Genomic DNA, 12,496 nt, shown 5'->3' on the forward strand with positions numbered 1-12,496 from the left:
CGGCGGCCCGGCCGCCGCGGACGCATGTTTCCGAAAGCTGCTGCGTGCGATTCATTTTTAGGAGGAAAAACCTGTGGCTGAAACAAGACAATACCCCCTGGAAAGAACCAGGAACATCGGTATTATGGCCCACATCGACGCCGGCAAGACCACTCTTACCGAGCGTATCCTTTATTTTACCGGTGTGAACTACAAGATCGGTGAGACCTACGAGGGTACTGCGACCATGGATTATATGGCGCAGGAGCAGGAGAGGGGTATCACCATTACATCCGCGGCGACAACCTGCCACTGGACGCTGCAGGAGTTCGCGAAGACCAAGGAGGGTGCTCTCGAGCACCGCATCAACATCATTGATACTCCCGGTCACGTGGACTTTACGGTTGAGGTTGAGCGTTCCCTTCGCGTTCTGGACGGTGCCGTCGGCGTGTTCAGCGCAAAGGAGGGTGTGGAGCCTCAGTCCGAGAACGTGTGGCATCAGGCGGACGGCTTTAACGTTCCCCGCATGGCGTTCATCAACAAGATGGACATCGTCGGTGCGGACTATTACCGCGCGGTGCAGCAGATCCGCGACAGACTGAAGAAAAACGCAATCATGATCCAGATTCCGATCGGCGCCGAGGATGATTTCCGGGGTGTCGTCGACCTGTTTGAGATGAAAGCGTATATTTTCAATGACAACAAGGGCGAGGATATCACGGTCACGGATATTCCCGAGAGCGTGAAAGACGATGCGGAGCTGTATCACACCGAGCTTGTGGAAAAGGTCTGCGATCTGGACGACGAGCTGATGATGATCTACCTTGAGGGTGAGGAACCCTCTGCCCAGCAGATGAAGGCGGCGCTGCGCAGGGCGACCTGCGAGTGCAGGGCATTCCCTGTCTGCTGCGGCTCGGCGCACAGAAACCGCGGCATTCAGAAGCTCATCGACGCTGTGATTGAGTATATGCCGGCTCCGATTGATATTCCGGCCTGCAAGGGCACGGACATGGACGGCAACGAGATCGAGGTGGAATCCACGGACGATGGCCCGTTTGCGGCTCTTGCGTTCAAGATCGTCAGTGATCCTTTCGTAGGAAAGCTCGCGTTCTTCCGCGTCTACCGCGGGATGGCGAATGCCGGCTCCTATGTGCTCAACAGTACCAAGGACAACAAGGAGCGTCTCGGCCGTATTCTTCAGATGCACGCCAACAAGCGTTCCGATCTCGACAAGGTATACGCCGGCGACATCGCCGCGGCGGTTGGCCTGAAGAACACCTCGACCGGCGATACGCTCTGCGACGAGCAGCATCCTCTGATTCTCGAGTCCATGGAATTCCCGGATCCGGTCATTGAGCTTGCGATCGAGCCCAAGACCAAGGCGGGACAGGCAAAGCTCGTCGACGCGCTGCAGAAGCTGGCGGAGGAGGATCCTACGTTCCGCGCGCATACCAACGCGGAGACGGGGCAGACCATCATCGCCGGCATGGGCGAACTTCATCTGGAGATTATTGTCGACAGACTGCTTCGCGAGTTCAAGGTCGAGGCGAATGTCGGCGCACCGCAGGTCGCATACAAGGAGACGTTCACGGCTCCTGTGGATCAGGAATACAAGTATGCGAAGCAGTCCGGCGGGCGCGGTCAGTACGGACATTGTAAGGTCAGATTCGAGCCCATGGACGCGAACGGCGAGGAGCTGTTCAAGTTCGAGAACGCCGTCACCGGCGGAAGTATTCCGAAAGAGTACATCCCGGCAGTCGGCGAGGGTATCGAGGAGGCCATGAAAGCGGGCTCTCTCGGCGGATATCCGGTTGTCGGCATCAAGGCGACGGTATACGACGGGTCTTACCACGAGGTCGACTCGTCGGAGATGGCTTTCCACATCGCCGGCTCCATGTGCTTCAAGGAGGCGATGAGCAAGGCGGCCCCGACGCTTCTCGAGCCGATCATGAAAGTCGAGGTCACGACGCCTCAGGAATATATGGGCGACGTCATCGGTGATATCAGCTCCCGGCGCGGACGCGTTGTGAGTCAGGAGGATGTCAGCGGAAGCATGCTGATCACCGGCTTTGTTCCGCTGGCCGAAATGTTCGGCTACGCAACGGATCTGCGCTCCGAGACGCAGGGACGTGCCAGCTACTCCATGTTCTTCGACCGCTATGAGCCGGTTCCGAAGAATGTAGCGGAAAAGGTCATTGCCGCGACCAAGGGCAACTGATAAAAAGGCTTGTAAACAGCGCTGTTAGCAGATATAATTGTTAGCAACGGCGTGCCCGGAAAGTATGCGGATACGGACCGGACAGACATTAAATTCTCAAGGAGGATTAACGAAATGGGAAAGGCTCATTTTGACAGAACCAAACCGCATCTGAACATTGGAACCATCGGTCACGTCGACCATGGCAAAACCACTCTTACCGCAGCGATCACCGCTACTCTTGCCAACAGGCTCGGCATTGATCCCGCCGTTCCGTTCGATCAGATTGACAAGGCTCCGGAGGAGAAGGCTCGTGGAATAACCATCTCCACTTCTCATATTGAGTATGAGACCTCGAAGAGACACTATGCACACGTCGACTGCCCCGGCCACGCTGACTATGTCAAGAACATGATCACCGGCGCTGCGCAGATGGACGGCGCGATCCTTGTCGTTGCCGCTACCGACGGTGTTATGGCCCAGACTCGCGAGCACGTTCTGCTGGCTCGTCAGGTCGGTGTTCCGAGAATCATTGTTTTCATGAACAAGTGCGACATGGTCGACGACAGCGAGCTGTTGGATCTTGTCGACATGGAAATCAGAGATCTGCTCAGCGAGTATGATTTCCCCGGTGATGATACCCCGATCATCCGCGGCTCTGCTCTGAAGGCTCTGGAAGATCCCGCAGGCGAGTGGGGCGACAAGATTATGGAGCTCATGGATGCGGTTGACGAGTACTTCCCGGATCCGGTTCGTGAGAACGACAAGCCGTTCCTGATGCCCGTCGAGGATGTCTTCACCATCACCGGCCGCGGCACCGTTGCGACGGGCCGTGTCGAGCGCGGCGTTCTGCACCTCAACGACGCTGTCGAGATCGTCGGCGTCAAGGAGGAGACCGGCACCTCCGTTATTACCGGTATCGAGATGTTCCGTAAGACTCTGGATGAGGCGATGGCCGGCGACAACATCGGCTGCCTGCTTCGCGGCATCAACCGTGACGATATCGAGAGAGGCCAGGTTATTGCAAAGCCCGGCACCGTTACCTGCCACAAGAAGTTTACGGCTCAGGTTTACGTTCTGACCAAGGAGGAGGGCGGCCGCCATACCCCTTTCTTCAATGATTATCGTCCTCAGTTCTATTTCAGAACAACCGATGTCACCGGCGTCATCAAGCTCCCTGAGGGAACCGAGATGTGCATGCCCGGCGACCACGTTGAGATGACCATCGAACTGATCCACCCGATCGCGATGGAGCAGGGCCTTACGTTCGCTATCCGCGAGGGTGGACGTACAGTAGGTTCGGGCAGAGTTGCAAGCATTATCGAGTAATCAATAAAAACTCAGTAAGTATAAGGCCTTTCGGGATTCCCGGAGGGTCTTATTTTTGTGGTAAGACAGTTGTGAAAATTGTCTCCGGTACTGTTTTGGTACTGTTTGTGGTCGCAAAACGCAAGTGAAGTATAAAGCACTCTGGTGTTATCTTGGTACTAAAAACTCTGAGATCGTGAAATAATTGAGATAATTCTGATAAAGAAGAGACGAAAAATAAAGAAAAACCGATTATGTCCAATGAGAATTATAATCATTAAGTTCGCCAATGTGGCAGAACCGTTGGTTCCGGCCGTGTTGCGACCATCATCGAATAAAAGTCTTTCCGCTGCTCAGGACATTCTTTTCAGGTAATCCCAGAATGCGTTGACCATGTTCCGCTCGCTGATGGCAAAAGCGGATATCGGGGGATCGGCCTTTGCCATGATTACGCCGGCATCCTCCTTTACATACAGCAGCATGTCCGGGGACAGATCGTTCCGAAGCACGACCGTCAGGTTGTCGTACTTTTTCTCGAGCTTTCGCATGGCCTCGAAGTGCTGCATATACTGCTTGTGCGTGCAGCTGAATTCGGGACAGGCAAAAAATTCTGCCAGAGGCGGCCGGAATGCGGCGGGTGAGAGCGGGGCTGTCTTGGGATCGAGGATAATGAGGGTAAGCCGCTGCTTTTCTATGCTTCGACGGAATGAAAAGACGCTCTGCTTCCACAGGGGAAGCAGAAGTTCGTTTCCGCGCTGCTCCGCGAGCTTTCGGACGAGACTCTCCGGCATGGCAAAGAGAGGAGGAGCGGCGGAGCACAGGCAGGCGTCTCCCTCCGCTTCGGAAAGCGTGCGGGCGGCTTTCCGGAGCTCATCGGCGTCCTGCCCGGTGAAGAAGCGCATGAGCGGGCGGCAAAGCTGAAGATAGCGCGCATATTCAAGGCTTACCGCTTCGATTGCCGCGCGGTCTGTCAGAAAAATGTTCAGCGCGCCCTCGGCGTTCTGTTGTACGGAAGAAGAGATGACGGCCGCAGTGTGGGGCGCAATGAACATGGTGCGCTGAAAGAGGCCGTCCCGAAGCCGCGGATAATAGTAGGGCTCGATCATCCCAGTCATATAAATGGGGATCCACTTGGCGACCGCCTCCAGAAGCTCGTTCATATCCCGGGATATCGTGTGAATAACCCGTATCCGATTGCCCTTTGCGATGACGCGGGTAAAGAGCTCGCTCCAGCGCGCGGCGAATGCGGCATCCTCATAGAGCCACTCCATCGACTCGTCAGAGAACAGCAGCAGAGTCTGTGGCTTCTTTTCCTGTAGAATCATGCGGAAAAACTGTTCGACGGCCTTTCGTTTTCCTGCGTTGCCGTAGAGATAAGAGGCATATTTTTCAGGAGCCTCCTCTGCTGCGCCTCCCGCAGCAAACGAAACCGGATGGGAAGAAAAATGAGAGAACCCAGAGATCAGACGCCCGGCCGCAAGCGAGGGATCCTGTTCCGCCTCAAGGAGCCATTGCTCCAGATAGAGCGCTGTGTTCTCCGGAGAGAGCAGTGCTCCGTTCCCGATTCCTGTCAGCTTCTGCAGAGCATTGATCTGATATTCTTTTCGAAAATGCCTTGCAAGGAAGAGGCACATGGCTCCGAGATATTCGTGTTTCTTGGGGAGCGGCCTTGCTCCGCTGCGGAGCCTGCCGATGTGAGAGCTGTTCATGTGGATGGCGTTTGCAAGGAGACTGTTGGAAACCTCTGCAATATTCATCAGCGAGTCAAAACGTTCCGCAAACATAGACATGCCTCCTGCTTTTTGGTCTTTTTCATCCGGAGCTTTCTGGATTTTTTCCGATGCTCTTATGTTAACAGAAAAACATTGAATAACCAATCAAAAAGGCATATTTCGTGCCGTAATATTGGCATGATCATTTTCGCAAACCCTGACACAGGACAGGCTGCGTTTTTTATAATTATTAACAACAAAGAAAAAAGAGAATTCTCTGTACCGGCGAACGACAAAGCCTGATGGAGGGGAGAAAATGGATACCATGAAAATTGTCGCTGTATTCGGCGTGATGTTTCTCTTCGGGCTTCTTGTGTTTATTCTTGACAGGAGAAAGAAAAAACGCTGTACGATGTCTGTCATCGGAACGGTCGTCGATGTTCTCAGAGAGGAGGAGAGCGGAGAGGACGGAAACACCAGCATCTCCTATCGTCCGGTATTTGAATACCTTGCGGAGGGAGTTTCTGTCAGATCGGAGTTAAATTTCTCAAAAGGAAGCAGACGTACCTATCAGGTCGGACAGACAAGAGAGCTTCGCTATAATCCGCGGAAGAAGGAAGAATTTGTGGTGGTTGGTGAGTCCGGAGGCACAGGTGCCGGGCTGTTTATTATGGTGATCGCGGCAGTTCTGCTTATTACGACGGCAGCAGTGGGAATGTGACGATCATTCATTCCGTCGGGAACGGAGGAGAGGAGGCATAATGTACGATCAATATTCTTACGGATACGCACAGGAGGTCAGCCCCGCGCTGATGCTGTTCTATTTCGCCATACTGGCGCTGATGATCGTGTGTATGTGGAGGATTTTCCGCAAGGCGGGAAAGCCCGGCTGGGCTTCCATTGTCCCGGTCTATAACCTGTATGTGATGTTTGAAATCACTTGGGGAAAAGGCATTCTGTTTCTTCTTCTGCTGGTTCCTTTCGTTAATTTTATCATCTCCATCATGACCTGCTTCAAACTGGCCAGATCCTTTGGAAAGGGAACGGGCTTTGCCCTTGGACTGCTGTTCCTTGGCATTGTCTTCGTGCCGGTTCTTGCATTCGGTGGAGCCTCCTATATCGGGGCGGACGGTTCCGGAGAGAGAAAATAGTGCGCATGCCGCGCGTGCCTTAACAAAGTGCTTCGGTGTGGTGATTGATATGAGAATAAGCAGAGAATTGCGGATTGCTGCGGTGGTGTCTGCTGTGATTATGTGGGCAGCGGTCACGGTGATAAGCGCTATCCGTTTTTTCGGCGCGGGAAAAAGCGGTCCGATACAGGGAGAAAGCGTGGCGGGAGAAGCTGCCGCAGGGGATGATTTCTTCATGGAAGAGAACGATGCTTACGCAGACCTTGGCGCATGGGCTGTCGGGTCCGTGGAAGAAAGCGGAGGCGACACTCTCCCGGACGGAGCCACTGCGGTCGCAGACGCCGTGCCGTCAGAACTTGTCGGAGAATGGGAGGGCGAATTCCTGTTCAAAGAATTTTCGGGCTATGAGGATATGCCGGGAGCGCCGGCGGATATCAGTGAGAGGCTGGACCGCCTGCTTTCGGAGGCCGTGCCCTTTTCGGTGGAGATGGGCGATGAGGGAGATTGGAGTTTCTGGATCAAAGCGGAAATGGGAACCTCCATGAGCTCGGATGATTTGATGAATTTTCGGGGAGACGATGGAGAGATCATGGCATCGGAATCCTCGCCGCTCATTACGGAGTTGTCCGGCGGGAGTTTCCGGATTGACCAGACCATGGAGGAGGGAGGAAATTCCGGTGAGGTCCTCTTTTCGGGGACGCTCTGCAGAGACGCATCGGGAGAACTCCTTGCGGGGCAGGTGTCGGTTTCCATGTCCTCCGCCGGACAGAGCGTGTCAATGTGCGGAGAATATACCGCCCGGCCGGTACCGGTAGAGGAGGAATAACATGTTCTGTGAAACATGCGGCAGGAAAATCGGAGAGGATGACCGATTCTGTCCTTTCTGCGGGAGTCGGGTGCTGCCGGAGGAGAATGCGGAAGAAGACATCAGGGAAGACGCGCAGGAAGCGATCCGGGAGGATGAGCAGGACGCGGAGGATATGGAGCCGGAGAAGACGGCGCCTCCTGTGACGCCGAGAGGGAAAGCGCCCCGGCAGAGACAGAACTTCCGGAGGGAGGAGGCCGGAAGTCCGGTCTGGCTTGCTGTGACGGCGGGATTGCTGGTGCTCACTCTGGCGGAGCTCGTGCTTTTTATTTTTCCCGGCTTTCTCACCAAAAGGCGGGCGGCGCAGGCAATGAATGTGTCGGACGCCGCGGGAGCGTTTCCTCTGACGGAGGAACTGGAATCTTCGCCCGGGGCGGCAGGGGGCGTTCTGACGGCGGAGTTTTATGATGAAGACCGCCTGGAGAGCAGTCAGGCGGCGGTTGGGATGGACGGCCTCTATTATTGTCTCCACGAGGCGAGAGTTTATCCGGCAAAAGCGTCGGCCCCTCAGCCGGGCTATGAATTTATTAAAGTGGAATATGTCCTGATAAATATTGGCGACTATGACAGGGAGCTGCCTCCACCGGAGGCGTTCTGCACAGTGTCGCCTGCCGGAGCGGGAGGAAAGCGGCAGCTTCTGCGTATTCTGCCGGGAGAATTTCCGGAGGAGGCCCTCGCGGATAAGGATTGCTACGCAGCGTCCTGCACGCTTGCGGGAGGAGAAGAGAAAAAGGGATGGATGCTGTTTCTCGCGCCGGAGGGAGCTGAGACGGTGGACATTGATGTCTATGCGGACGGAACGGATTCGCCGCCGGCTGTGAGCTATCGCCTGACCGTGCTTGAGGGAGCGGCAGCTACGGAGACGGAATCGGGCGGGATGTCCGGCGCATCGTCTTCGGAGATCGGGACGTCCGTCCCGCCGGGGCGCTTTGACGAGAGCGAGATCGGCGGAGAGGGCTTTGCGGATATCGAACAGGGAATGGAAGAGATAGACGGCTCGCAGAGCGGTGCGGCGCCGGCCGATGCGACAGAACGTCCGGAGCTTTCGGATTTTGACTGGTATCTGAATGATGTCATGTACAACGGGGTTCCGGAAGACGCGCAGCGGCGGGAGCTGCCGGAGCTCACGGGAAGCTGGAAAGCGCTTACCGTTTACGATCCGATGATGGAATACGACAGCTATGTGCAGGAGCTATCCAGCATGGAGATCACTGTCGGAGAGAGCGGTGTGACGCTGGCGGCGAACTACTATAAGATTTTTATACCGGATGAGGGCTCGTATGAGATCGACGGCGTCTCTGTCTTTACGGGGCACCTGCGGAACGGAATGGTGTCCCTGACCGGGGCGGGGAATCTCTATATCACCGAATTTTACCGCATAGGGGACAGCGATTATGCCCTGGGAAGTCTTGTGGCGCCGGACGGCGTTCCTGCCGATGTGGCGCTGGTGAGGCCGTAACAGAGAACGGAGCTGCTGAGAGGTCGGACTGCCCAATGAGGAGGAGCGGTATGGCGGGCTTTTGCAGAAAGTGTGGAAAACCGCTGAAAGACGGAGTGCAATTTTGCAGAAGCTGCGGGCAGCGAGTGGGAAGCCTGCAGCCGGGGAGTTCCTCGGCATCGTCATACGGAAGCGGTACACAGAAGGAAAAATTCGCTGTGCCCGCGGAAAGCGCTCCTCCTGAGGCGCCGATGAGACCGGCGACGCGAAATGCCTTACGGCGAAAGCACTTTCGCCGCAGGACCAAGGCTCTTATTGCTGCGGCTCTGATCGTCGCGGTTCTGACGGCGGGCTTTTACCGGCCGGGCTTTTTTGTGCGTGGGAGAAGAACGGGAGGATCGGGGGACTTTTTTTCGCCGGCGTCGATGGTGAATAGCGCGGGTATTGAAATCACGCCGCTTTCCTCGCCTGGTAATCCGGCGCTGATCGGTGTCCGGTATTCTGCCAAGGAACTCCGGGAAGCGCCGGTGCTCTCGGCGGAGCTCACGCAGGAAAAAAACACGGCGCAGCTTTCTGAGGAGGTGTCGGCGGAGCTTCCTCCGTGGGATCTTGAGGAGCCGGATACGATTGAACTGCGCACGCTCCCGGTCAAGACGGATTCGGATATGGGGATGCGCCTTATCGCCTATGATTTTTCTTTGAAATCAGGAAAGCACGAATTTGCCACGGAGGCAAAGCTCACCATTCCGAGGAGCTGCGGGGATGGCTTCGGTGAGGTTGTATATTATAACGAGGAGAGCGGTAAGTGGGAGACGGTGTACCATGAAACCTCGGCGGACGGGCGGAGCTATGAGGTATATATGGATCATTTTTCTCTGGTGGCAGAGATCGTTTCCGAGAGAATGGAGCATTATGGATCCCTTGAGAAAGCGGGATTCAGCTCCCTTTTGATAGAGTATCCGTTCGGGAAAGGGAAGTATGATTATTTCTCTTCGGCGATCGGAAATGTCGGGGAGCGGGGAATGTTTTCCGATTTCCGTCCGGCGATGAACAGCGTCGGCCCTGTGCCCTTTGAAGAGATGGTTAAAATCTTGGACAGTGAAATATACACAGGGATGATGGAAGCCTGTGCAGATTATATGGGAAAGGCGATCGACCTGTATGGCACGGGTGAGCTGGCGGTAGATGGCGGTAAGTATCTCATGCAAATGGCACGGAGCGGATTGCGGGGAACCCAGGGTGGAGCAGGCCTGCAGCCGGTGGCTGCGGAGGCGGCCTCGTCTCCCACGGCATCGACTTCCATCTATGCAAAGTACCTGGGGCCTGCCATGGCGACAGCCGGCCTGCTGATCTATGCCTATCAGCTTTCGGTCTATTTTGAAAATGGAGGAACGTGGGCCGGCTACGTATCGAGCTATGATAATGTAACGACGATGCTCGGTGTCACTGCGGGTACGATGGGGGCCTTTATGACACTGGCCAAGGCGGGCCTCATTTTTTCCATGGGGACGGTGCTTAGCGTTGCTTCGGCGTTGATCGGCGGCTATTACCTGTATGTTGCGGCGGAAGATGCTCTGTGGCCGAGGGCGTTTAAGGAAAAGGAACTGATCTCTCTGGAGGAGTACGCCTACCGTCAGTATCTTCAGGAAAAGAACAGCAGGGTCATCCCGGGCTATGAACTGGATGTTCTGGGGAACGGCTTTGCGGAGCTGTTTGACGATCGATTTGGCGAGGCGATGAAAAAACGATCCGTCGATGTGGCGGGAAATGTAGAAAAGGATATAGACGCTTTTCTCGGGTATTACTGGGATGAGCTGTCCGAACAGGAGCGGAAAGATTATACCTCCTCGGTGAAGCCTTCGTTCTGGTATTACAACCGTCAGTTGGGAGAAGCGGGGAAAATCGTTCCGGCGGACGGGTACAGGCAGCCCACGGAGAAAATGATCGGCATGTACAAGGCGGCTGCCAGGCGGGAGCTGTACGGTAATACGGAAAAGATTTTCAGGGCGTTCAATTCAAAGTTCCGTCACCTGAGTGCGGTGGAGCTGTATCGGTTTATGCGTGACGAGCTGTGCCCTTTGTTGAATGTACCCATTGTGGTTCGGGCATATATGGGGCAGGATAAAAATGGGGATATCACCAAAACCGCTTATTACGGCTACGATGCCGCGAGCGGAAGGTACAGCGATTTCATGGCGGATATGAGATTTGCATCGTATGAGGAGCCGACATTTTTTCCGAGAAATGTGTTTAGACCGAACAGCAAGGTTCTTGCTTTTGCGCCGACGCGGAGCAACAATATCATCTATATGACCACAATGTACCACTATCTGCAGTACCATAGTCCGACAGAGGTCATCATGGATGGAAGAAGGGCTTCGCTTCCGCTTCTCAGAGGGAAACTGGTTTTCGATCAGAAGAAAGGACAGAGATTCGGCCGCATTGACGGGCGGGTCGATTTTGTCAGAGAGGATATTTTCGGAGTGTGGGATGTGGAGCTTTCGACACTGTATTATGGGGGGAACCAGATTTTCGACGGCCTTATAGAGGCAATGCCGGACGAGGGGGGCATGAAAGAGAGCCTGCAGCAGGGCCTTGATGCGGCAAAGCGGCAGGCAGAGCAGACGGTGCTGCGAGGGACGATGACGATCTCGCAGTTTGGCAATGACAGCCATGAGCGGATGTTTGTGACGATGGATATTGAGGGCATGGAGCCGTTCACGGAGCAAAACGGTACGTCGTTCCCTCGGGAGATGTATGGGAGTTATGATGAAAAGCAGCGCGTCCTGAAGCTTAAGCCGCCGGAACTACTGAAAAAGTGGAACATCAATGACGGAAAGGAGATCGAGCTTCAGGTGACGCTGGGCTATGGCGGAAAGTCTGTTTGTGAGGGAGAGTTTCATTATGAGTTTTCATTATCCGGGCTGGGAACCGCTGAGGCCACCTATCGTTTGAAAGGGACGCACCGGTAGGGGACGCTATGAGAAATATCTGCCCCGCATCTCCTCCCGCGTCCGTGTGATCTCCTCGAGGAAACCCGTAGCGGACAGGCGCAGGGCGCCCGCACCCATGATGATGATCTGCTCGGCGGCATCCGAAGACGCCACAGTGACTTTGTCGCATCGGCGCGGGGCCGCCCCTGCCCTTCGGAATATGCTGCCAGCTCCTGCGCGTAGATTCTGCGCGGGGGACACAAAATTGCAGTTAAATTTCTGACATCATACTACAATTCAAGAGATTCATTTGTGCATATTTTTCCGGAAATTGTCCTTGACGCTCTGCCGCTTTACTGATATTATATCCATTGTTCGCGAGAGAGCGGTGCCGGTCGGATACATCAGCACCGCGGCGGCAGAGCATCCGCGAGAGTACAGAACGAACGACCCGGAGAGGTATCGAAGCGGTCATAACGAGGCGGTCTTGAAAACCGTTTGGCGGCAACGCCACATGGGTTCGAATCCCATCCTCTCCGCTTCCTTTGAACATACCAAAGGTCATAAACAGAATAACGGCTCTGCGCACAGAGCGCATTGGCGAAGCCAAACGTATTGATATTCAGAAGCATTCAGACTGGAGAAATACCCAAGTGGCCGAAGGGGCTCCCCTGGAAAGGGAGTAGGTCGTTAATAGCGGCGCGAGGGTTCAAATCCCTCTTTCTCCGTTCGGAGTTGTCTCTTATAGCAGACGGCTCCGGCATGAAAGCGATCCGGCCTCCGGGTCCCCGGCTCCTTGCGTAAGGTAAGGAAGCGGCAGCAGATTTGACAAACAAACAGAAATGCAACCCTGAAGATTTCAAGATTCCCGTAAGGAACACGATCCGAGCGGATGGTGCGGGCCTTATAGGGATCGCGAGACATTCAGAACAGA

9 protein-coding genes, 2 tRNA genes and 1 pseudogene are annotated in these 12,496 nt (G+C 55.0%); 10 read left to right on the forward strand and 2 right to left on the reverse strand.

Going from position 1 to position 12,496, the window contains the following annotated elements; all coding sequences use genetic code 11:
* The first annotated feature begins 73 nt into the window (after positions 1–73).
* On the forward strand, positions 74–2,197 hold the full coding sequence (gene fusA / locus E0E20_RS10570; protein WP_278045074.1) for an elongation factor G: 2,124 nt from the start codon (positions 74–76) through the stop codon (positions 2,195–2,197).
* A gap of 114 nt (positions 2,198–2,311) precedes the next feature.
* Positions 2,312–3,505 carry an elongation factor Tu gene (gene tuf / locus E0E20_RS10575; RefSeq protein ID WP_130838171.1) on the forward strand — a complete coding sequence of 398 codons (1,194 nt, stop codon included), beginning with the start codon at positions 2,312–2,314 and terminating at the stop codon, positions 3,503–3,505.
* 332 nt (positions 3,506–3,837) lie between these two features.
* On the opposite strand, the gene E0E20_RS10580 is transcribed toward tuf, so the two are convergent.
* On the reverse strand, positions 3,838–5,268 hold the full coding sequence (locus tag E0E20_RS10580; protein WP_130838172.1) for a hypothetical protein: 1,431 nt from the start codon (positions 5,266–5,268) through the stop codon (positions 3,838–3,840).
* Between the two features lie 244 nt (positions 5,269–5,512).
* Here E0E20_RS10580 and E0E20_RS10585 point away from each other — a divergent pair, with 244 nt between their 5' ends.
* The 6 genes and pseudogenes from E0E20_RS10585 (at position 5,513) to E0E20_RS10605 (ending at position 11,601) form a co-directional block, all read left to right on the forward strand.
* Positions 5,513–5,917 carry a DUF3592 domain-containing protein gene (locus tag E0E20_RS10585; RefSeq protein ID WP_130838173.1) on the forward strand — a complete coding sequence of 135 codons (405 nt, stop codon included), beginning with the start codon at positions 5,513–5,515 and terminating at the stop codon, positions 5,915–5,917.
* Positions 5,918–5,957: 40 nt separating this feature from the next.
* On the forward strand, positions 5,958–6,347 hold the full coding sequence (locus tag E0E20_RS10590; RefSeq protein WP_242622759.1) for a DUF5684 domain-containing protein: 390 nt from the start codon (positions 5,958–5,960) through the stop codon (positions 6,345–6,347).
* A gap of 49 nt (positions 6,348–6,396) precedes the next feature.
* On the forward strand, positions 6,397–7,152 hold the full coding sequence (locus E0E20_RS10595) for a hypothetical protein (protein ID WP_130838174.1): 756 nt from the start codon (positions 6,397–6,399) through the stop codon (positions 7,150–7,152).
* Between the two features lies 1 nt (position 7,153).
* Positions 7,154–8,650 carry a zinc ribbon domain-containing protein gene (locus tag E0E20_RS10600; RefSeq protein ID WP_130838175.1) on the forward strand — a complete coding sequence of 499 codons (1,497 nt, stop codon included), beginning with the start codon at positions 7,154–7,156 and terminating at the stop codon, positions 8,648–8,650.
* 50 nt (positions 8,651–8,700) lie between these two features.
* Positions 8,701–8,769: pseudogene (locus E0E20_RS14790) on the forward strand (zinc-ribbon domain-containing protein); the annotation flags it as partial.
* A gap of 111 nt (positions 8,770–8,880) precedes the next feature.
* A complete protein-coding gene (locus E0E20_RS10605) occupies positions 8,881–11,601 on the forward strand; it encodes a hypothetical protein (RefSeq protein ID WP_242622760.1) in 2,721 nt (906 codons plus the stop codon).
* 6 nt (positions 11,602–11,607) lie between these two features.
* Here the strand turns inward: E0E20_RS10605 and E0E20_RS14360 are convergent, their stop codons facing one another.
* A complete protein-coding gene (locus tag E0E20_RS14360; RefSeq protein ID WP_130838177.1) occupies positions 11,608–11,823 on the reverse strand; it encodes an NYN domain-containing protein in 216 nt (71 codons plus the stop codon).
* A 192-nt stretch (positions 11,824–12,015) separates the two neighbouring features.
* On the opposite strand from E0E20_RS14360, the gene E0E20_RS10615 reads away from it, so the two are divergent.
* Positions 12,016–12,101, forward strand: a tRNA-Ser gene (locus tag E0E20_RS10615).
* Between the two features lie 100 nt (positions 12,102–12,201).
* Positions 12,202–12,290: transfer RNA gene (locus tag E0E20_RS10620), tRNA-Ser, on the forward strand.
* The last annotated feature ends 206 nt before the right edge of the window (positions 12,291–12,496 follow it).

The sequence above is a fragment of the Lachnoclostridium sp. Marseille-P6806 genome, from assembly GCF_900625025.1.
GTDB lineage: Bacteria > Bacillota > Clostridia > Lachnospirales > Lachnospiraceae > CAG-791.

Bases quoted from the DNA above. Each gene is read 5' to 3' on its own strand.
- tuf (WP_130838171.1), top strand. From the start codon at position 2,312: ATGGGAAAGGCTCATTTTGACAGAACCAAACCGCATCTGAACATTGGA.
- E0E20_RS10595 (WP_130838174.1), top strand. From the start codon at position 6,397: ATGAGAATAAGCAGAGAATTGCGGATTGCTGCGGTGGTGTCTGCTGTG.
- E0E20_RS10580 (WP_130838172.1), bottom strand. From the start codon at position 5,268: ATGTTTGCGGAACGTTTTGACTCGCTGATGAATATTGCAGAGGTTTCC.
- E0E20_RS10600 (WP_130838175.1), top strand. From the start codon at position 7,154: ATGTTCTGTGAAACATGCGGCAGGAAAATCGGAGAGGATGACCGATTC.
- E0E20_RS10585 (WP_130838173.1), top strand. From the start codon at position 5,513: ATGGATACCATGAAAATTGTCGCTGTATTCGGCGTGATGTTTCTCTTC.
- E0E20_RS10605 (WP_242622760.1), top strand. From the start codon at position 8,881: ATGAGACCGGCGACGCGAAATGCCTTACGGCGAAAGCACTTTCGCCGC.
- E0E20_RS10590 (WP_242622759.1), top strand. From the start codon at position 5,958: ATGTACGATCAATATTCTTACGGATACGCACAGGAGGTCAGCCCCGCG.